Source organism: Microbulbifer variabilis, assembly GCF_052468405.1.
Genome location: NZ_CP174343.1, coordinates 2,151,438 through 2,171,446, shown reverse-complemented (window position 1 = coordinate 2,171,446; position 20,009 = coordinate 2,151,438). Strand labels below are relative to the sequence as shown.

Sequence of the window (20,009 nt, the reverse complement as noted above, 5' to 3'; positions counted from 1 at the left end):
AGACGCCACCTTATATTCATCTTATGCGGCCATTCTTTCATATTCATCTGGGCTTTTGAACCCAAGTGAACCATGTCTTCTTTTAAAGTTATAGTACCTATCAAGATACCAAGATAAGTTAGTTCTTAGCTCCTCAACGGATTCAAAATTAAACCCTTTGAAACTCTCAGTTTTCAGTGTTTGAAAAAATGATTCTACATACACATTATCATTCATAAATCCTGGACGGTTCATGCTCGGCTCAATACCCAGTTCTTTGAGTCGGTTTTGGTATGCATAAGCACCGTACTCAGAACCTCGGTCGCTGTGAAATATTAGATCTGATTCTATATTTCTGCGACGGACAGCTTTATTTAGCGCTGACAGTGTTAGCTCAACGGATCGAGTATCCGACAGCTCCCAACCCAACACTTTCCGGGAGTAAAGATCGATAATCACAGCTAAATATTGCCATTGCCCATTGATCTTCAGATAGGTTACATCACCAGCCCATTGAGAGTCTGGTTTACTCGGCATACCATTCTCTCTTTGTAAATTTTCAACCTTAATGCAAGGATTTCCAGGCAAAGGGTGTCGACGATAGATCCTTCCAGCTTTCCCCACGATTCCAGCCTCTCTCATAAGGCGTTCAACGCGCTTGTGATTTATTCGTTCACCATTAGCTTTCAGCTCTGCGCTAATTCTTGGACTTCCATAATTACCATCATGCTGCGCATAGATAGCTTCGATACACCCAAGAATTCGTCTATTTTCTATGTCTCGAGTGCTCTCATCACGGTTGAGCCACTTATAAAACCCTTGGGGTGAAACATTCAAGTATCTACATAAGTACCTGACACCAAAGTCCGATCGATTAAGAGCTATGAACGAGAATCTTTCAGCTTTGGATCTTTCAGGTACATTTCCCACTTTTTTAGGAAATCATTCTCCTTTTGCAATTTCTCAACCTGCTTTTTTAGACGTCTTATCTCTTTGTCATCAGTTTGAGACTGAGTTTTCGTTGTCTTGGTCATACTTATTCTACGGCTGGGCTTCTCGACCAGCTTGCCTTCTCTACTTTCCTGTCGCCATCTATACACCATTACTGGATGCAAACCAATAATATTGGCGATAGTGGTCGTATCTACTTTCAGTTGATTAGTGAGAGCTACCACTCTAACTTTGAACTCTGTTGAATATTCAACAACCCGCTCTTCACTCAGTATTTTCGGCATTTTCTCCTACCCTATTCAAAAGGTAGGCGTCTACTCAATGGGGGAAGGTTTCCTCGGGGATTGCACTAGCTACCCGATATCTTAAACCTCAAGGTTGTTATTAACTTGCTAGCTTCTTTTTGAAGTCAGACAAATCGATTTCTCTGTGTAACTTTGAGGCACTGACTAGGTCGTTTTCTTCGCAAAATAATTCCTCCCGTCTAAATCATTTTTCTTACCTTCAAAACTTCCAATATGAAGCAACTGTACGTTAGGGCCATTACAAAGTGACTCGAACCAAACTTTCCCGATGCGCTCGCTGCTATTTTTCACTGAAGCTCGTTCGAGAGCTTCCCACAGAAACTTTTCAGAAACAAAATCTGGATGTCTGATTCTTAACGTTAAGACCAGCGTATCCTCGTTCAGGGTGCTATCGAAACCTTTCTTTGAATATGTATATCAATTAAAGGTAAACTCTTGATCCTCTACATCTTTTAGTATCGCCGGGCTGACACGCTTTGGAGTTACAGAGAAGCGTGATATATAGATGCTGCTTTTGAATTAACTATTAGCTTTCTATGAATATTCGAGTATTTACATTACTACTGATAACGTTCTTGTCTTCTTGCGCGTCACAAGAGAAGAAAGAGGATATATTGCAGTCTGCATACGGGGATAACCTCGATTACTTCGATGGCATCACCTTTTTAACAGGCCCTTGGTATGCGCCGGGCTCTGAGTACGGTTACCATATTAATGATGGTATGGTCTATATAGCTCATGTCCCTGAAGATGGTCACGATAAGCACATTGTCAAAATTTCAGATTGCCCTCAAATAGAAACCGGCATCAGAGATTTACAACGTGCAATATTTAAAACATCAGAGATTTTTGCTGGTATTAAACAGCCTGCTGAGTTAGAGATCATCGTGATGGATGGCCCCAGCTACCGATTGGAGTATTACTCCGATAGAATAAGTGGCTCAATCACCCTTGAGGGTGGAACAAATAGTAGTTACGCCACCCCTTGGATTAATGCGGCACTAAAAATCGGAGATATAGCCGGTGCTTGCGAATGAGCTAACAAAGCGCGCATGTGGGACAAAGTGCTGCGTACTTCATTTTTTTACTTAGCATTATAAGTAATCCAGCTATGAACAGAGAACTAGGAGAGCAAATAAAGAATGTTAGTCCAGATGAATCATTAAGCTTAGTTCGATCCATACTAGAAGGGGTTTGCGCTCACAATATGAGCACCAATGAATGGCTCTATCTATATGAAATGCTTTATGCAGGAATAGGGGACTCAGAAACGACAGACCTTAGTTATACTGAAGCTGCCGTCGAAATACTTTCTCACTTACAAGGTGAGAATTCCTCAAATATGAATTCATTTTTAGTGCAGGAGTTAAATCTAAGAGTGCGTCTTATAAAAATTTATGGCGTAGGAGGCGGACTACTAGACCTTGACTATATATTTTTAGCTGTTAAGTCAAAACTTTGTAGCACTGACCCATCAGATATATCCGAGAACTGGCGAGAGTTGCAATCATGCGAAGATATCGCGAGATTAAGGAGTTTTAAAAACCTACTAGGCCCCATCTCCCTGCTTAAAGACATAGATATAGAAAACGAATTTTTTACAGATTGGTTGGCGCTTAGGGGAGCTTTGCCATGAATAGATATTACAAGGTACATAAACAGCGTTCCTTGGGATTGGATAGCCAAATCACCCTATTGAAGCACTGAGTAATTGTATAGAAGGATGGATAGAGTTCAAGGTAACTGTTATGCCAAGGTAGTTATAGCCTCCCTTGTTTAGGGAAACCAATTGAACTAACTATCTAGAAGAAATATAGCTATAGGCACAATTGAGACTGTAAATTTAATTGTGTAACTGCTCCTGTCTCCGTACTCTGTATTGGAGGATAACATGAGCAGAGCAATGGATAATAAGAACCTCGAACAGCAACTCAAAGCACAGGTGACCGAATTAGCCAAGGAGGTTAAATCTGAGGCCGATCTTAACAGCCTTACGCAAAAGCTGGTAAAGATGACGGTAGAAGCTGCCCTGGGAGCAGAGCTGAATGAACACCTTGGCTAGCCCAAGAATGATGCCGCCGGACGTGGCTCTGGTAACAGCCGCAATGGCACGAGCTCCAAACGCCTAAAAGGTCAGCATGGAGAGGTCGAAATTAGTGTTCCCCGTGATCGAGCCGGTTCATTTGAGCCTCACTTTATACGCAAAGGCCAGACCCGCCTTACGCAGATGGACGATCAGATACTTTCCTTGTACGCAAAGGGCATGAGCACCCGCGATATCGTCGATACCTTCAAAGAAATGTACGGTGCCGACGTCTCAGCAACCTTGGTATCCAAGGTTACAGAGCAGGTTCTTGGTGCTGTGACAGAGTGGCAGAATCGCTCTTTGGATCAGGTCTACCCCATTGTCTACTTAGACTGTATCGTCCTGAAGATCCACCAAAATAAGCGGGTAATCAACAAGGCGATGTATGTTGCTCTGGGCGTTAATATGGAGGGGCAAAAAGAGCTACTAGGCCTATGGCTTGCTGAAACAGAGGGCGCCAAGTTCTGGCTGTCTGTACTCACGGAACTGAAGAATCGCGGCCTGGAAGATATTCTAATCGTGTGCGTAGACGGCCTGAAAGGCTTCCCCGAAGCGATTGCTGCAGAATACCCAGATGCAAAGGTTCAGTTGTGTATCGTGCATATGATACGCAACTCACTGAAATATGTTTCTTGGAAGGACTATAAGGCGGTTACAGCCGGCCTAAAGGAAATTTATACCGCTGCTACAGAGCCGGCTGCACAAGCAGCACGAGAGCGTTTTTCGGAAAGCTGGGATGACATCTACCCACAGATCAGCAAATCCTGGGCTACACACTGGGCTAACCTAATCACGTTGTTCGAGTATCCACCTGAGATCCGCAAAGTGATCTACACGACTAATGCAATAGAGTCCCTCAACAGCGTGATTCGCAAAGCGACGAAACAACGTAAAGTGTTCCCTTCTGATGAATCAGCCATGAAGGTGGTGTACTTGGCTATGCAAGGCGCCTCGAAAAAATGGACAATGCCAATCCGCAATTGGAAGCCAGCCTTAAACAGGTTTATGATCGAGTTTGGTGAGCGACTCACCGATTACCAATAACCAACTGGCATGGGCAGTTACACAGAATTATTTACACTCTCTTACCAGCAAACCTATGTCGATACCTATGCAAAAGTGGCTCACTGCAAGCTTTATACCACCAAAACACCAATCACTGCAGCAGACCTTCTGAATGACCGTGTATTACCGTTTTATGCCATGCATGATCTAGCGGTGTTACGTATCCTGACTGACCGTGGTAAAGAATATTGTGGCAAGCTGGAGCAACATGATTATCAGTTATATCTAAGTGTGAACGAAATAGAACACACCAAGACAAAAGCGAGGGATCCACAAACTAATGGTATCTGTGAGCGATTCCATAAAACTATTTTACAGGAATTCTACCAACCATCATTACGTCGCAAGATCTATGATCAATAGAAGAGCTACAAAAGGATCTGGACGAATGGCTCATCTATTATAATAATGATCGCACCCATCAAGATAAGAAGTGTTGTGGCCGCCCATATCTGCCGAACTTGCCATGGTGTCACTGCTGCGTATTTAGCCATTAGCTCAATACTCCAGTGTGTCGCTTCTTCGGGTATACGCTTTGTTGTTAAAAACAATACACGATCTACAACGTCCTTTTCGATAACAGTTGGCCGTCCAGTACGAGCACGCTCTCGCAGCCCTTCAATACCTTCCTGTTCAAAACGGTTTCGCCAGCGATAAACAGTCTTCGGTGAAGTTTGCTGCGCGGTAGCTACATTTGTAGGAGTTATTCCTTCAATGAGCTGAAGAATAATCTTCGCTCGCATAATTTGTCCATGTGGAAGAGTTGTTGACCGGCACCACTTGTTTAGAATAGCCGTGTCACTGCCAGAAAATTGAAAAGATTTACTTGCTCGTGTCATAGGGCACCTCTGCTGCGTAGTTTATCGCTTAAGAGAGTGTCCGTCGTTGGTGGGTAAGATCAAGTAGGATTTCGAGTAATAAATAGACATTTTTAGCTGTGGGAAGCGTGATACAAGGCTAAAGGTTGGTTTTTCAGAGAATTCAGAGGTAACTTAGTGGTCATTGTATTTTTATGAAACCCGATACTGATATTGTTACATTAGTAACAATATGCTTTTAATTTTTAAGTTCCAGATATAGTTGCTTACGATTAATGCAATTAGCCATTTCTCTATAAATGGTCTAGACCACTCATTCTGAGTGCCATTAAAACTTATGAATAAAATGTGACTCAAAGCTAAAAAAATATTTGCCAAAAAATAGATGAAATTTCTAATGATTAAATCACATATTTGATAATAATAATAATTGAAACAAGGGGACAATTAAGTGGCACTTGTGGTTAAATATAGTTGGTACTCACAGTCTAATATTAGTTTAGATGTTGCTCCTACAAACAATTGCAAAGTGAAAGGACAATGAACTCTTCAGAAAAAAAGATTAAAGGTAAGTATGCCGTTGGCTTGAAAAAAGAATCACAAGCTTCAAATCAAATTGAAGAGTTGCAAGCTTTATATATCAAAGCAATTACAGAAGAACTTGAAGACCGAAACTCCCCATTATCACTATTATTTAATGAAGTAAAAATATATGGTGGAAATGGAAAATCTGAAATAAAGTGTAACCGTAAATTTGTTGATGTAGACAATATAATAGAGAGTGCGAAAAACCTATACCCAATTATTAGTGAAATAATGGTCTACGAGGATATTTATAAAAAACAAACACTAGATAATGATTTAAGCCTACAAAGAGTTGACGAACTAATAAATGAAGTGTTTTCAAGCGTTAAATCGACCGCAAGAGAGAGAAAGATTCGTTTAAAAGTAAATGAAAATGAAGTTTATCAATTATTATGGCCATTACATAAAAATTTAATGCATAAGGCGTTCATAGTAATTCTAAATCATTTGATAGCCAATATAACGGAAGATGGATCGATTGGCATAAAAGTATGTAATGACAAGGATTTATTGAATTTATTTATATACTCCCCTGTAGAAGGAGGGCTTATGAAATTAAGGGGTGTTAATAGTGAAAAATTGAATTCAGAAAATAGTAAAAGTGAGCTAGAGAATGAAGGGGTAGGATTAAGTGGTAATTATAATGAGGCTATAAAATTTATTTATAAATACCTTGTGGGGGAAAAAAAAGAAGTTGAAAGTAGAGATCACTTAGGTCTACTCATAGCAAAAAATGTCTTGGAGTTACATAACGCGACAGTATATCTAAATGAATTTCTAGACGACGGAATATATCTCCAAATCTCATTGCCAACTATTGAATTTAATAAAAAGCTATCAAAAATCAAGAAAAGCCAGTATGAAAGGTTTGTGTGGGAATCCGCGCCGAGTGCGACAAATACAAATATATCTAGTCGAATTGAGAGAGCCAGAATAAAAGAATCATCATTTGAGCGTATCTACACAGCAATTATGAAAAATATTGATAATAAAAATTTTTCAGTGGATGAGCTATCAAAACTATCTTTTTCAAGTAGATCACAGCTATTTAGGAAGGTGAAAAAATACATAGGTATTTCACCGCAAGCACTTATTTTTTGGTTGAGAGTTAAAGTAGCAGCTGAACTATTTAAAAAAGGAGAGATAAATGTTTCGTGGATATCCCATAGTGTAGGCTTTAAAAGCTGCGCCCACTTTAGTAGGAACTTTAGAAAGCAATATGGGATGCCACCATCTGAGTATATTACTAGATGTAACAGAAAAATGGCGTATTAAAGTTAGTTGACCTAAAAATCTCAGACGATTAGTAACTAACAGGTACAAAAAATGATCAACTAAGATAAACATCAAAGTGAAGTTTGGCTATTATTTAACCAACTGATTAATATTATCTGTTAAATTGTGAAAAATGAAATAAATATTCAGTTGATTGAGAGCTTAACCACTGAAACGTTTAATAGGTTATTGAAAGAATCTATTGCGATGGTTAACTTCAGTTTGTCATCTGGATATGACATACCTAGTTCGGCTTTCGACTTGATCGTAGAAATCAAACAATGTAGTTACTATAATAATAAAAAAAATAAAGGCCTTCCTTTAACGGATAAAGAAGTAGGCTCCCTTAAAAAAATAGTAAGAATACATAGTTTATTGGTTGAGGTGATAAGTCCTGCAACCCCACGAACAGCCATATTAATGATGGATGCTACTAAAGATCCATTACATATAAATATGTTCTTTAATGCTAGCATTTTCAGAAATATATTATTAGTTGTTCTAATATCAATGGCAATTTTTATCTTTTTTGGAATTTCGCCAGAAATTGATATGGAAACACGTACTAAATTTATATTCTTAGAGTTATCAGGGCTGTCATTATTAAAAATATTAATTTTTCTGCTCTCTGCGGCATCACTAGGCGGCTCGTTGGCCTGTCTCTTAGTAGTAGGGCATTACTTGGAAAAGGGCTTGTTTGACCCCATTTATAACTCGTCTTACTGGGTAAGATATATTTTCAGTGTAATTTTTGGACTACTAGCATGTACCTTACTGGTACATGCTACTCCTTTAGGTGATAAAACTCTTAATGAAATTGGGCGCCCTGCATCTGCAATGATAGGTGGTTTTTCCAGTCATTTTCTATTTCCATTATTAAAGAGTCTGCTTGATATGATAGGGAGTATTAAATTTAAAAAAAATTATAAAAAGGTTAAGAAAAGGAATAATTAAAAAATATTTAAGGCGCCTCTATAAATTTGGAGGCAAATTTACGGACTACTAATGTGCTATTTTATGGTTGATTTTTAGTTGTAAAACTAAGTTTATTCAAAAAATATTGATAGCCAGTGTGTTTTATCGTCATTCCAAGGAAGACTTATTGCCATTTTATTCCCTTCTTCATGTTGCAGGCGCAACTCGACTGTAAATACTGACAAAGCGGCGCATGTTGTAAACTAAATTCATCATGCCAACCTTGGCGCTGGCCCGCGCTAGTCCAATAGCTCAAACGAACATTCCGCCCTGCTCATTTTCCATAGAGCCAAATACATGCTCAACTCTGGCCCTAATTTTGGATTTCTGACGATTGGTTTTTGTATCCCGGTCGCTAAGGAGCTTACTTCTACAGACCTTTTTGTGTACATGACTGCGGTAGCCCATCGCTTCCAATGTAATCTCAAGTTCTTCGCTATAATAGGCTCTGTCCGCCCAAACATCTTTCGAACTGTTGTCACCCAGTAATTCAGTGAACACCTGTGAATCATGTACTTCGGCAGAGGTTTGATCCTACCCACCAACGACGGACACTCTCTTAAGCGATAAACTACGCAGCAGGGGTGTCCTATGACGAGTTATTGTTAATTCTGGTGTTCAACAAGCCTGATCAAGCTGCGCTCTGGTCAGCTGTTGGTGCCTCCTCTCTATCGTAGAATTTCACTCCGGTGATGACCTTGGCGAGGTAGTCAAAGCCACAGAGTTTTCTCCATTTTCTTTCTGCACATACTTCCAACTTGAACAACATGTGCAGCATGCCTTCTCGCGATAGACAGCCTTTGGAGCGCTTCGTCCTATGTCGTATTTTTTCGAACATCGACTCAATTGGGTTCGTTGTCCGAATACTCTGCCAGTGTTTTGCCGGAAAGTTGTAAAAGCTCATCAGCTCTTCGTGGTCCTTTAACAGGCACTCGGCAACTTTCGGGAATTTGGCTTCATATGTCTTGATGAAGGTGTCTCTCCACATTGGCCCTTGTCTCAGCCTGCCAGATGTCGTGTAGAAACTGCTTGGCTTTCGGCTGGCTCGACTTGGGCAGTTTATTAAGCACGTTGGCCGACTTGTGTACCCAACATCGCTGTTGACGTGTCTCCGGGTAGATCTCTTCCATTCCTGCCCAGAAACCCATGGCACCATCACCAATCGCCAGCTCTGGGGCGTACATTCCGCGCTCTTTCAGCTTTCCCAATACACCTTTCCAGCTAAGCGTTGATTCACGTTCTCCATCCTCAATGGCCAGAAAGTGCTTTTCTCCACCCTCGTTCACACCAATGACAACCAGCGCACAGAGCTTGCTTTCTTCCGAGCGTAGGCCACTGTATATGCCGTCTACCCAGATATAACCCCCTAAGCGTTGGCTTCGCCAAGTATCATATTCATTTTTCCACTGCCCTTTCAGGCGAGCCACCGTGCTGGCCGATAGGCCCTTCGTTTCCGGGCCAACCAATATCGATAGAGCATCCTCCATTTCACCCGTTGAAACACCTTTCAGATAGAGCCACGGCAGTGCCGCCTCCAGAGAGCGAGCCTTGCGAACGTATGGCGGCACCAATGCTGAGTGGAAGGTGACCGGCTTGCTATCTTTACTTCGGACCTTCGGTATCTTGACCTTCACCAGACCAATTCCAGTCTGAACCTCGCGTTCCGGCAGGTAGCCGTTGCGAACTATAGCTGCTCGGCCGTCGTCCAAGCGGCAATCTTGAAAAGCCTTCATAAAGGTCGACAGCTCTGCTTTCACTGCCTGCTGAAGTAGCTCTCGTGCGCCCCGGCGTAGCAGTTCTGTCAGTGGGTCAATTGTCTCCTGTCGATTTGTAAATTCAATAACGGTATTCTTGTCCATAGCGGCGTACTCTTGGTTGGTTGACTGTTTGGCGACAACAAATCAACCAGATACGCTGCTTTCTTTCAAACCCTCAAACCCTCAAACCCTCAAACCCTCAAACACCAGATTTGATTATAACTCTAAAAACAGACCCCTATATTTTTTTGTTAAAAGTTAACTCTCTAGTAAAGCGGAAAGAAAAAATTTCGAATGAAGATAAAATAAGCGTCCAAATAGAAATTGGTGACCCTGGAATAAATCAAATGTCAGGAAAATAATGATAAATACAGGTGAATTGAAGCTTTCCTCAAATAAATATGACTTACTAACATTTTTGGAAAAATTCCAGGTCAGATTCTTTCTCAAGAAATTACATATAAAAAGATAAAAAGATAAAAAGATAAAAAGATAAAAGGAACAAATTATGATGCTATTAATAGATCTATAGATATAAGTATATCCAACATAAGGTCAAAAGTAGGCGATAAACCGACAAGTCCATTAAGCATAAAAACAATCAGAAATAAAGGTTATATGTTAATGATTGAATAGTAAATTCTATTTCCATGAAATCATTATTAAATTCTGGTCAAAGTTTAACAGTTAATGAAAATTAATGCTAAAATTTAAGTATGTGTGGTAGATACTAAAGGATAATCTCATGAATTTTCGAGGTGAAGCCTTACCTTTAACGGATAGTGACATTGAAATTATTGCTGGCTATTTAGGATGTCAAGTCGCAGCTTTACATTCGGTTATCATAGTAGAGACAACTGGTAAGGGCTTTGGCCCTGACAATCGGCCAATTATGCTATGTGAGCCACATATATTTTATCATGAGCTTAAAATTCCATCACAGCGCTTACAAGCATCAAAACAGGGGCTAGCATATCCAAAGTGGGGAACAAAGCCATACCCTACTACACAAAATATGAGATATTTATGGCTTGATAAAGCTATGGAAATTAATCAAGAAGCTGCACTTTCCTCTTGCTCTTGGGGGTTGGGGCAGGTACTTGGTATAAACTATAAAATCTGTGGGTTTTCAACAATTTTAGATTTTATTGAATCGATGAAGTATTCAGGGGCATCACAGCTTTATGCAATGGCTAAGTTTATAGCAGCGGATCATTTGCAAGTGTATTTAAGAAATCTGGCATGGTCTGAATTCGCACATCGCTATAATGGGCCAGCTTATGCTTTAAACCACTATGAAATAAAATTGGAACATACTTATAGCCGACTACCGGCTTCAGAAAAGGTAATTCCTTCTCCTCCAAGTAACTATACATTAGATAGCCTTCTTCCTTCCAAATAGGGGGATTATAGGCATAGGTACCTTACTTAAATTGAAAGGGAAAGATGCGACTTCTGTGAACCAGGTGCTTGTTGCTAGGTCTAAAAACTGCCAAAAGAGCTTTGCCAATCACTGACGTGGGACCGAGGAATGGAGTTGGCGAAGCACGCTGAATTTAAGGAAAATACAGGTGTTCCTGTCTTCTTCTGCGATCCTCAGAGCCCTTGGCAAAGGGGAACGAATGAGAATACCAACAGTTTAATCCGTCAGTACTTTCCAAAAAAGACATGCTTGGCGCAGCATACTCAGAGGAAACTCAATCAAGTTGCTAACGAGCTTAATAGCAGGCCAAGAAAAACACTGAACTTTGCTACACCAAAGCAGGTTATTAAACAGGGTGTTGCCTTGACAGGTTGAACCTACACTGGCATTTTTTAGGATTTCTTTCTCCATCCGCTATTACTTGATTTCGCGTCGCAACCGATCCAATTCAGCACGCTCGCTGGTATCCGGTCTTTCTCCGCTCTCTTCCTGCTTCAGGTCTTTTATCTAGCGTCGTAGATTATTGGTAGTGGTTCCAACAGCTTCAGCTGCCTTAGAAATCGAATACCCTTGCTCGGAGACAAGGGCTACGGCGTCTTTCTTGAACTTCGGCTTGAATTGCCGACGTGTACCTTTTGTTGTCATACTTCACCTAGATTGGTAATTTTACCATCTTAGCAAAGTGTCCGGAAGAATTAAACCACTACAAACATTATTCAATGACACAAGCAGACAATAAAGTAAGTTTTTTTACTCCAGTGAATAGTAAAATACTAGCCGTCCGTCTAGCTTTATGAATAATAGATTATTATCTACATAATGCTCACAGTTGTTTTCTAAATATGTTTTTTTAACGTAAACTACAGCTTCATTTTCACCTCCAAATATATTTATAATTTTTAGATCTAACCACTGAACATTATTAATATTAATTTTATCAACTCCAGGGAAAGTCTCTGGGTGCCATGTATTCTTTATATACTCTTTGCAACCCAATAATTCAGCTACATGCCTACTTCGTGTAAGTGACCCTGGATCTAGAGGGTAAGCCATTCCGGTAACATATATCTTACAACAGCTCTTAAATAACTTCCCACTGCAGCAAGGGCATGTTTTTTCTTCCATTACAAAAACCTCAGTTAACTATATGATTAGTAGCTTTAATGGTGTCAATAACAAGTTAGCCCTTCCCAAATAAGTAACCTAAAATTAGGTTTATTACCGGAACAGTGAACTTCCACAATTCAGATGAATCCACGCCTTTAAGTTCAAATAAAGTTCCATAAATACTCATACCAATAAGTAATAAAAGGATACACCCGGCAATATTAGATGGAGCATTATTTTTATCTCCAAACAATTTCCCTAAAAACCCAGCATTCAATTTTATTTCTTCGTCACCCAATCTAGAGGATTCTTCATTTTTAGGAGGAGTCATATTAATCTCTCTTGGTTTCAAGTAATAACTGCAATCCCTATATGCTGCAAGCAGATTATCTTGCAGCCCCACAAATATATCTTACCTAACGAAACAGTAAGAAAACTTAGGGACGTAATGGCAGGCTGTTTTTAAGATGTATAGAACACTGGTAAGTTAAGAAAGTTTTTTCATAGTTAAAAATTATCGTGGTTTGGTCGTTAGGCAAGATCACTATTGATCCACTTACTGAGCTTCGCTCTAAAATACATGCCCATTAATTACATTAAAGAAGTTATGAAATAGCTTCTAATCATAGTAGTTTCGACCTTAAATGATAGAGCATTATCTGGGCAACCAAGAATCGCCAGATGCAAATAAGCACTCTTGAATAACTCAGTTAGAAAAGTTTTCAAGAGTGCGCAATTACTACAATAAACAATTAAGCTGTTGATGCTAAGTTTAACTAAAATTACATTTTCTGAACGATAAAGCATATGAGATTAACTGAAAAATAGCAGAAAGTACTTCAGATGCGAGCCCTACGAATGTCGCAAGCTGCCTCCAATTTTCAAGACTAAAAGTTTTAGGCCCCTTTTTTGTCCAAAAAGGGGCCTGACTTGGTTGAATCCTCGCTTTTTCCCGTACATAGACTGCATAATCAGCAAAAAGTGTGGCTGCAATTTGAACGAGCCAAGCCAATATTTGGCCCGCTAGTATTGTATCACAATCCTTATTAGTTTTACCTGGAATAGATACAGTACCAGAAATAGCTCTACGAACTGAATCCTCGATATTTCTCCTAAATGATTCTGGGCTTTGTAAGAGTAAACTAGCCGGAATCTCCGTAAGTGTAGAATGTAAGAATTCATTCAGTCTAAGCATTTTGGCGAGTAATTTTTCTGAACTGAGAGAACGATATTTATTTCCTAGTGCGGAAAAATCGGATAATCTACCTTGGGATAGCCCAAGAAGATAGGGTTCTATATCTCCTTCTAGATCTTCGTTGGAATTATCATCTTTAGTAAGGTCTAAAATAATAGAATTCGCTAACTCTTCTAACTCCCGAACAAATTTTAGAAAAGAATCTGAATGAAGAAAGGAGGGGTTTACAATAGAAATATTTTCCATGATAAATACTCGTTAGATTAAGTTACTAAGATTCCATGCACATTTTAAAATTCGTTGCGTCTGCAATCACACCAAACAACATTTGAAGGCACACACCAAGAAGTGCAGCCATTAACTCCTTTTGATCTAATTTTTTAAATTGACTTCCTTCTATAAATGCTATAGCCATACATTCTTTCACAAGCTCTACCCATTGACCACCGAAAGACGTAAGAAAAGCTTTAATACAAGAAGGAGGGGCAGGTATTACATGACCGACAGAGGCTGAGCTGTCATTTAGTATGTTAACTACCTCTTGCTCATAGTTGGTGTCAGACAAGAGTAAAATAATTGCACCTTTTAAGACATCTTTATCCTGGTAAAGCGCTCCAGCTGGTAAGTTTGTTAAAAAATTCTCTCTTAATTTTTCAAGGTCCATCACGAATTTAAGAAAATTTTTCATATGTAATGGGGAGCTTTCATCCCCTTCAAACTTATGAAACAGATCTAAAATTGCAGTAAATTCACCACGCTTTATATTTTCATTTAGTGAATATAATTCATCACTTCCCAAATTCGACGTTGAATCCAATACATCAGAAGTCAAACTTCTTACTACCTTAATCATATATTCCAGTGTTGAATTGACAATGGACATAGATTGCGAGTGGCTTGACAATTCTTGTGCTATTTTTCTGGTAACTAGTGAATTAGACATACAAATATTTCCATTCTAGTGAGTTAATTATGCAATGCAGCTGCGATAGTTGTATGCAGTATTAATTACTGATAATACAAGACCAATTATCTCGAAAACCACAAATAATATTATTTCCGGTAATTTCTCATCAAACGCCTTAAGTAACATGACGTCAACTAAAAGTAGTTCAATAAATCCAAAGAGAATGGAGACGATATCAACACCCAGGATGGCCTTGCAAATTTGAATCACAGGCAATTCCAATTGCTCGATGGCTATTTGTTCTGGCTCTGAATCAGATATCTGATCCTTAATGACTTTAGCAATTTCCTTTCTATCCATATCTGCAAAGGAAAGAGGGAGCTCTTCTTTTAAGTTTGCAAGATGAGAAACAATCCTGTCTGCGACTGCAATTATACTGCCGAAAGGGATTAAGTTCTTATCCTCATTCAGAAATATATTTAACGCTGAAGGATCTTTTTCTTTATAGTTTTGAAATGTTTGATCAAATTCACTTTTAGAAAATCCAGAAGTGGGAATATGGTTATTGCCATGCTCTCGGTCAAATAAATTATTTCCTGCTTTAGTTGCAGGTAAAATTATATGTTTAATGATTTCCTCAAAAATTGAATTGAATTCTGGTGATTTAGAAAGCATTTTACTTAGTTGATACTCATTCATCGGTACATTTTCCTATGAAATTTTAAGATAATGATTTAAAAAATTTCTATCAATAATTGTCCCTCCATTAATTTAGGTCTAATTAAAATCTATCTAGACAGCTAAATATGAAAAAATTTCATAGTCGATCATAAGTTTGACAAACTAGATAGGTGTATTTTATATTTAAAAACTAATTGGTATATATTAATATGTGTAGCTTGCGAATCGAACAATAAGCAAGTATCCATATCAAAATCTAATTAGCTGCTTTCAGGTGGGAAGCACGCAACTGTTGATTCAGGTTCCGATAGAATGCTATTGAAATTAAATGTAGCAAACTGAGTGTTCGATCGTGTAGGCGCAAATACAACTTTTATTGACTTGGGCTGGTTGGTTGATATGGTTACCGGTCCTTGCCATTGCGGAGTCTTTTGCGGACCGGTATTTTTCCAATATCCAGCTTGGATTTGGCCGACATATGTACCATTGGAGTTGGCTTCATTAAATGTATATCCAATAGGATAAGTAGCCATAGGCACATAATTACCACTGCCATCGTTTTCATAGTACTGCGCAACTAAATAGGGTTGATTTCCGTCTGTGTCCGCTAACTTTGGATTTCGTATTACATAAGCTGCAGGTGTTTTTATATATGGAGCACATGCTGTTGAGCATGGAATTGCATTGAAAGAAAATTGATTATTAGTAAAGGTAACTCGTACAGGATCGGTTTCTGAATCATAAAGCCACCAAAACTTCCACATTAAGCCATTCTGACCATTATTACCACTGGCGTCAAAGTCAATAGTTAAGTCGAAGCTTGCTTTGTACTCTTGCGAATCTAAAGTTATAGTTTTTGCATTTAAGCTTAGAGGCTTAGTCCATGTAGTATCAGCACCATAACCTAGATCTGAAAAATTCAACTGTGCTGCAGCGGTTCCTGTTTTAGTATTTGCATTCGGCAACAGATTATTAATCCTAATAACATAATCGTTAATCCATGAAGCATTATCTTGTCCTACATATTCAAGTACGATCACATTTCCGCTAGACGCTTGACCTGACCCATCCCAAATGTATTTCCATGGATATGAGGGGAGATTTGTCATAGTTCCATTTGGAGTATTAATAGTAAGATCATATTGTTGTTGTTCATCGTTACCAGGGTTCAATATTTCGATATAGGCACCATTTTTACTCATATTGTTTAAGGTGCCAGGTACAACACAATTTTGATAGAAGAGCGGGATCTCCAATTTAACCTGGGTTGTAACGTTTTTGTCTGGCCCATTAATTTGTTTAACAGGATGGTTATTATAAAAAGTTTTTCCCGCTATAATACTTCCAATTGAGGGCCAAGTAACTGTATATGTAAGCGCTGTACTTTTATCTTCAATATAGACTTTAATAGGATCAACGGTTAACCTTGGCTTACTCTGCTTCATACCCTCAACCCATTGCTGCTGATGAAACCAGGTATCAGCGTTTGGGAGAGCGTTAATAAACTTAATCCAAAACATGCTAGGCTTTTTACCTTTTGCGGTTGCTGTTAATACATATATTATTTCAAGAATAAACCTGCCATAATTATAATCTAGATTGGCTGAGAATCTTATTCCATGGAATAAGACAAATAAGGTCTTCAATGCAATTAAAAATCCAGAATGTGACTTCGGGACATCATCATTTTCCCAATCAATAGTTAAATCCTGTACTAATTGTGAAGGTGTATCAGGATCTTGGAATGTCCATCCAAGCAATTCTAATCCTATACCCATTCTTTCTGGTTGTTGCACCTTTATAGGGAAAAAAGTTGAAAAAATATCCACCCCATGGTACGTACCTGGAATTGTTTGGGGAGGAGGATTCGGATTTTTTTTCTTGGTTGTCGTCCTAGGAATATTATTCCATAAGGTAAGACCACAGGTTAATTTCGCTCCAAAATAGTCCCCTGAGCGTCGCGTATTGGTCAGGCGAAAGAAGTCATACATCGTTTGAAAACCTTGCTGAACAACAGCTGCATCTGACGATGGTACCCCAACAAACTCTGCACCAGCCCATTCACTGAGCTTTTTTCCATTCACAGTTATGCCCCACAATTCAGCTCCGGCATCAAATCCGAATCCAACTGCTTGTGGAGGAAACCAAATCCCGCTATTTACATTAATTCCAAGATTTTCATCATATTTAAGCTTGCTGATTAATTGATCTACAATTAGGGGAAATTGATTATTAACTTCAAACACAGCATCTTTAACTATTTTTAAGTTGGCGTCACCGGGGTCACGTAATAGATTTAATATAGCCTCCTGCACTTCTTTTGATTTCTCTGAATGTACAGTACTACCAACAAAGTTGTAAATATCGTTTATCTGTGTTTCATTTTGTATTAAGAAATTAGCTAATGAATTTAAGTGAAAATTAATCTCTTCATCTTGCCTAAGTAGAGATATGAACCATTGGGGGTCATTTTGTGCTTGGCCGAATTCATAGTCTGTTGGAATAACACTTGACATATTAAGCGCCTCAATATTTAGAAGGTGTAGACTAAAAACAACAGTAAATTTATATATATTTGAATCTTAATCTTTACAAGTTTGGGTTTGCAGGCGGCAACTTGTAGGTAATAACTTGCACTTTCGATGTAATTATGTCGCGATTAACTTCAAATTTCTTGATTTGCAGTTACTATATTTTTAATTAGTTTTATACAGATTAAAAAATATGTGACGGGAGAATTGTTTTTCTACATCTTGGTTTCGGATAAAAAGTGCAATTGGTAACGGAGGGCCCAGCTGGTAGAGTCAGCACCTCTCCCGACCAGGAGAAAGACACTGATGAGCTACTATCAACTGAGCGAGAACGAACGATACCAGATTTCCAGTCTAAGAAAAGCCGGACATTCTCAGAAAGCAATTGCAGAATTGTTTGAGAGGCATCCCTCAACGATCAGCCAAGAGCTGCGATGCAATACAGGCTTTCGAGGAATCGCCCAAGGCAAGCACATAAGCTTGCAGAGCTACTACGCCAGCAAGCGTATAAGACACAGAAAGCGATTGATGGTGTGTGGCAACAAATACACACCCTAGCAGGCTGTTGAAATACGACCGCATAGGTACTGGTTTTGGTAGAATATCCACAAGATAAACTCTGGAAGCTCTACGATAATGCGCGGCGCCAATATCACCCAAGAAGCTTTATTCACAACGATTCATCTTGAATCTTTCGTACCTAAGAAGCATCCATTACGCGCGATCCGGACTCTCTTTAACCTCGCGCTCAAGCGTATAGACTGGCTGCTGGACTCTGCATACGTGAATACTGCCGTGAATCTATCCCACCAGAACGCTTATTAAGAGCCCAACTATTACAGGTTCTGTATACGATTCGCAGTGAAAGGCAGTTAATGGAACAGGTGAATTACAACTTACTATTTCTCTGGTTTGTTGGGCTTTCAGTAGACGATATCGTATGGAACCACTCTACCTTCAGTAAAAACCGAGATCGGTTACTTGAACATGAGGTTATTCCGGCGCTTTTTAAAGAAATTGTAGAGATGGCTCACAAGAAAAATCTGCTTAACTATGAACATTTCAGTGTTGATGGCACCTTGATTCAAGCATGGGCTTCCCGGAAAAGTTTTCGGCCGAAAAAAGTCGGTGATGACGACGAAAAACCAGGGGGTGGTCGTAACAAGGAGCGAGATTTTCGTGGAGAGAAACGTACTAATGATACGCACGCCTCGACCACTGACCCAGATTCAAGAATCTATAAAAAATCACGGGGCTCAGAAGCAAAATTGGGTTACTTGGGGCATACCACAATGGAAAACTGAAATGGTTTAATTGTGAATGCAAAGGTCAGTTTAGCCACGGGAACCGCAGAGAGGGAAACAGCGCTTGATGTGCTTTCGGAACTACCGGGCTTAAAACCCAAGACAGTTGGTGCGGATAAAGGTTATGACACTCGTGGATTTGTAGAGTCCTGCAGAGGTTTGGGAGTCACGCCTCATGTTGCTCAGAATGGTAAATGTCCAGGAGGGTCCGCGATTGATGGGAGGACAACTCGTCATACTGGGTACCAGGCCAGTATGAAAGTTCATAAACGAATTGAAGAGGGTTTTGGTTGGGGAAAAAACATAGGGCTGATTCGACAGATCAAAGTGCGCAGCCTAGATCGTGTTAACGAAGTTTTCAACATGACATTTATTGGGTGGAATCTTACTCGAATGAAAAATTTACAGAATCAATCTGTTTTATGAATGCAAGTAGGGCAAAAACGCGCGAATCATAGTTGATTTAATAGTTTTTGGGCGAAAAATGAATAGAACAATATTATTTGGGGGAAATCATATGGATTAGTTCAGACCAAATCTGACACATACTCTTGAAAAAGAGGGATTTACCGGTTTTGATGAAGGTGCCTAAACCTATAAACAAAACCAAGGATAAACCCCATGATTCGCAATTCAGCACGGCCCGGTCGATGCTTCAAACGACTTCGCTTCTCTGCAATGTGCCACTCCACCTCTTTAGATTTAAGCTCTTCGCGCTTTTCCGCACCCGTGTAGTCAGAGTCTCCCCAAATGCGCTTCTCTTTACCATGTAGCAATTTACCTGTTGCGGTAATGTCGTGCTGGTTAGCGGCTGTTATGTCGAGGTTATGGATGAGCCCAAGGGTATCATCTGTACCAATGTGTATCTTCATACCAAAATGCCACTGATTCCCTTTTTAAGTTTGATGCATTTCTGGTTCGCGCTCCTTCTTTTTATTCTTCGTCGAAGTTGGCGCGGAGATAATCGTGGCATCTACAATGGTACCTTCACGCAGTGCCATGTCATTCCCCGCGAGATGCTTATTGATTTCCTCCTAGATTCCCACAATAACCGACACACTTGGC

16 protein-coding genes and 8 pseudogenes are annotated in these 20,009 nt (G+C 39.5%); 11 read left to right on the top strand and 13 right to left on the bottom strand.

What is annotated here, in order from left to right; genetic code table 11:
- Positions 1-21: 21 nt before the first annotated feature.
- Together ACJJJB_RS09850 and ACJJJB_RS09845 are read right to left on the bottom strand one after the other, a co-directional pair.
- The gene (locus ACJJJB_RS09850; protein WP_445365039.1) at positions 22-909 is read right to left on the bottom strand and encodes an IS3 family transposase; all 888 of its coding nucleotides are present in this window, start codon (positions 907-909) and stop codon (positions 22-24) included.
- Positions 861-1,214: a transposase gene (locus ACJJJB_RS09845; protein ID WP_445365040.1), complete on the bottom strand. Its 354-nt coding sequence runs from the start codon at positions 1,212-1,214 to the stop codon at positions 861-863. Before ACJJJB_RS09845 ends, ACJJJB_RS09850 begins: the two co-directional genes overlap by 49 nt.
- A gap of 557 nt (positions 1,215-1,771) precedes the next feature.
- Here ACJJJB_RS09845 and ACJJJB_RS09840 point away from each other — a divergent pair.
- The 4 genes and pseudogenes from ACJJJB_RS09840 to ACJJJB_RS09825 all read left to right on the top strand — a co-directional run.
- Positions 1,772-2,272 carry a hypothetical protein gene (locus ACJJJB_RS09840; RefSeq protein WP_445366160.1) on the top strand — a complete coding sequence of 167 codons (501 nt, stop codon included), beginning with the start codon at positions 1,772-1,774 and terminating at the stop codon, positions 2,270-2,272.
- A 74-nt stretch (positions 2,273-2,346) separates the two neighbouring features.
- A complete protein-coding gene (locus ACJJJB_RS09835; protein ID WP_445366159.1) occupies positions 2,347-2,871 on the top strand; it encodes a hypothetical protein in 525 nt (174 codons plus the stop codon).
- Positions 2,872-3,138: 267 nt separating this feature from the next.
- Positions 3,139-4,365, top strand: a pseudogene (locus tag ACJJJB_RS09830) (IS256 family transposase).
- 42 nt (positions 4,366-4,407) lie between these two features.
- Positions 4,408-4,850 (top strand): annotated as a pseudogene (locus tag ACJJJB_RS09825) (integrase core domain-containing protein); the annotation flags it as partial.
- On the opposite strand, the gene ACJJJB_RS09820 reads toward ACJJJB_RS09825, so the two are convergent.
- On the bottom strand, positions 4,755-5,129 hold the full coding sequence (locus ACJJJB_RS09820; RefSeq protein ID WP_445366158.1) for a helix-turn-helix domain-containing protein: 375 nt from the start codon (positions 5,127-5,129) through the stop codon (positions 4,755-4,757). The pseudogene ACJJJB_RS09825 and the gene ACJJJB_RS09820 overlap by 96 nt on opposite strands.
- A 615-nt stretch (positions 5,130-5,744) precedes the next feature.
- Here ACJJJB_RS09820 and ACJJJB_RS09815 point away from each other — a divergent pair.
- Positions 5,745-7,064: a helix-turn-helix domain-containing protein gene (locus ACJJJB_RS09815; protein WP_444946630.1), complete on the top strand. Its 1,320-nt coding sequence runs from the start codon at positions 5,745-5,747 to the stop codon at positions 7,062-7,064.
- Positions 7,065-7,190: 126 nt separating this feature from the next.
- Positions 7,191-8,018, top strand: coding sequence for a hypothetical protein (locus ACJJJB_RS09810; RefSeq protein ID WP_444946631.1), 828 nt, complete (start codon positions 7,191-7,193; stop codon positions 8,016-8,018).
- Positions 8,019-8,291: 273 nt separating this feature from the next.
- Here ACJJJB_RS09810 and ACJJJB_RS09805 read toward each other — a convergent pair.
- Together ACJJJB_RS09805 and ACJJJB_RS09800 are read right to left on the bottom strand one after the other, a co-directional pair.
- A pseudogene (locus ACJJJB_RS09805) lies at positions 8,292-8,555 on the bottom strand (transposase); the annotation flags it as partial.
- Between the two features lie 115 nt (positions 8,556-8,670).
- Positions 8,671-9,898 (bottom strand): annotated as a pseudogene (locus ACJJJB_RS09800) (IS256 family transposase).
- Between the two features lie 390 nt (positions 9,899-10,288).
- Between ACJJJB_RS09800 and ACJJJB_RS09795 the strand changes: the two are divergent.
- From ACJJJB_RS09795 to ACJJJB_RS09785, 3 genes and pseudogenes are all read left to right on the top strand, one after another.
- Positions 10,289-10,432, top strand: a complete 144-nt coding sequence (locus ACJJJB_RS09795) for a winged helix-turn-helix domain-containing protein (RefSeq protein ID WP_445366274.1) — start codon at positions 10,289-10,291, stop codon at positions 10,430-10,432.
- Positions 10,433-10,541: 109 nt separating this feature from the next.
- The gene (locus ACJJJB_RS09790; RefSeq protein WP_444946633.1) at positions 10,542-11,198 is read left to right on the top strand and encodes an N-acetylmuramidase family protein; all 657 of its coding nucleotides are present in this window, start codon (positions 10,542-10,544) and stop codon (positions 11,196-11,198) included.
- Between the two features lie 22 nt (positions 11,199-11,220).
- Positions 11,221-11,594: pseudogene (locus ACJJJB_RS09785) on the top strand (IS30 family transposase); the annotation flags it as partial.
- A 132-nt stretch (positions 11,595-11,726) separates the two neighbouring features.
- Here the strand turns inward: ACJJJB_RS09785 and ACJJJB_RS09780 are convergent.
- The 7 genes from ACJJJB_RS09780 to ACJJJB_RS09750 all read right to left on the bottom strand — a co-directional run bounded on the left by ACJJJB_RS09780 (position 11,727) and on the right by ACJJJB_RS09750 (position 17,625).
- On the bottom strand, positions 11,727-11,864 hold the full coding sequence (locus ACJJJB_RS09780) for a transposase (RefSeq protein ID WP_353376364.1): 138 nt from the start codon (positions 11,862-11,864) through the stop codon (positions 11,727-11,729).
- A gap of 105 nt (positions 11,865-11,969) precedes the next feature.
- A complete protein-coding gene (locus ACJJJB_RS09775) occupies positions 11,970-12,344 on the bottom strand; it encodes a YchJ family metal-binding protein (RefSeq protein WP_445366157.1) in 375 nt (124 codons plus the stop codon).
- A gap of 55 nt (positions 12,345-12,399) precedes the next feature.
- Positions 12,400-12,729, bottom strand: coding sequence for a hypothetical protein (locus ACJJJB_RS09770; protein WP_353376361.1), 330 nt, complete (start codon positions 12,727-12,729; stop codon positions 12,400-12,402).
- A 369-nt stretch (positions 12,730-13,098) separates the two neighbouring features.
- Entirely contained in the window at positions 13,099-13,767 is a 669-nt protein-coding gene (locus ACJJJB_RS09765) for a hypothetical protein (RefSeq protein ID WP_444946635.1), read from the bottom strand.
- 25 nt (positions 13,768-13,792) lie between these two features.
- Positions 13,793-14,464, bottom strand: a complete 672-nt coding sequence (locus ACJJJB_RS09760) for a hypothetical protein (RefSeq protein ID WP_444946636.1) — start codon at positions 14,462-14,464, stop codon at positions 13,793-13,795.
- A gap of 27 nt (positions 14,465-14,491) precedes the next feature.
- Positions 14,492-15,127, bottom strand: coding sequence for a hypothetical protein (locus ACJJJB_RS09755; RefSeq protein WP_445366156.1), 636 nt, complete (start codon positions 15,125-15,127; stop codon positions 14,492-14,494).
- Positions 15,128-15,369: 242 nt separating this feature from the next.
- Positions 15,370-17,625, bottom strand: coding sequence for a hypothetical protein (locus ACJJJB_RS09750; RefSeq protein WP_445366155.1), 2,256 nt, complete (start codon positions 17,623-17,625; stop codon positions 15,370-15,372).
- A gap of 321 nt (positions 17,626-17,946) precedes the next feature.
- On the opposite strand from ACJJJB_RS09750, the pseudogene ACJJJB_RS09745 reads away from it, so the two are divergent.
- A pseudogene (locus ACJJJB_RS09745) lies at positions 17,947-18,081 on the top strand (helix-turn-helix domain-containing protein); the annotation flags it as partial.
- Between the two features lie 195 nt (positions 18,082-18,276).
- Positions 18,277-19,370 (top strand): annotated as a pseudogene (locus ACJJJB_RS09740) (IS5 family transposase).
- Between the two features lie 140 nt (positions 19,371-19,510).
- Here the strand turns inward: ACJJJB_RS09740 and ACJJJB_RS09735 are convergent.
- Positions 19,511-19,828, bottom strand: a pseudogene (locus tag ACJJJB_RS09735) (transposase); the annotation flags it as partial.
- Positions 19,829-20,009 lie beyond the last annotated feature (181 nt).

What these genes read in the sequence shown, in the direction of transcription:
- ACJJJB_RS09840 (WP_445366160.1), top strand. Translation starts at nt 1,772, where the DNA reads ATGAATATTCGAGTATTTACATTACTACTGATAACGTTCTTGTCTTCT.
- ACJJJB_RS09750 (WP_445366155.1), bottom strand. Translation starts at nt 17,625, where the DNA reads ATGTCAAGTGTTATTCCAACAGACTATGAATTCGGCCAAGCACAAAAT.
- ACJJJB_RS09790 (WP_444946633.1), top strand. Translation starts at nt 10,542, where the DNA reads ATGAATTTTCGAGGTGAAGCCTTACCTTTAACGGATAGTGACATTGAA.
- ACJJJB_RS09755 (WP_445366156.1), bottom strand. Translation starts at nt 15,127, where the DNA reads ATGAATGAGTATCAACTAAGTAAAATGCTTTCTAAATCACCAGAATTC.
- ACJJJB_RS09780 (WP_353376364.1), bottom strand. Translation starts at nt 11,864, where the DNA reads ATGACAACAAAAGGTACACGTCGGCAATTCAAGCCGAAGTTCAAGAAA.
- ACJJJB_RS09845 (WP_445365040.1), bottom strand. Translation starts at nt 1,214, where the DNA reads ATGCCGAAAATACTGAGTGAAGAGCGGGTTGTTGAATATTCAACAGAG.
- ACJJJB_RS09775 (WP_445366157.1), bottom strand. Translation starts at nt 12,344, where the DNA reads ATGGAAGAAAAAACATGCCCTTGCTGCAGTGGGAAGTTATTTAAGAGC.
- ACJJJB_RS09815 (WP_444946630.1), top strand. Translation starts at nt 5,745, where the DNA reads ATGAACTCTTCAGAAAAAAAGATTAAAGGTAAGTATGCCGTTGGCTTG.
- ACJJJB_RS09835 (WP_445366159.1), top strand. Translation starts at nt 2,347, where the DNA reads ATGAACAGAGAACTAGGAGAGCAAATAAAGAATGTTAGTCCAGATGAA.
- ACJJJB_RS09820 (WP_445366158.1), bottom strand. Translation starts at nt 5,129, where the DNA reads ATGCGAGCGAAGATTATTCTTCAGCTCATTGAAGGAATAACTCCTACA.
- ACJJJB_RS09765 (WP_444946635.1), bottom strand. Translation starts at nt 13,767, where the DNA reads ATGGAAAATATTTCTATTGTAAACCCCTCCTTTCTTCATTCAGATTCT.
- ACJJJB_RS09760 (WP_444946636.1), bottom strand. Translation starts at nt 14,464, where the DNA reads ATGTCTAATTCACTAGTTACCAGAAAAATAGCACAAGAATTGTCAAGC.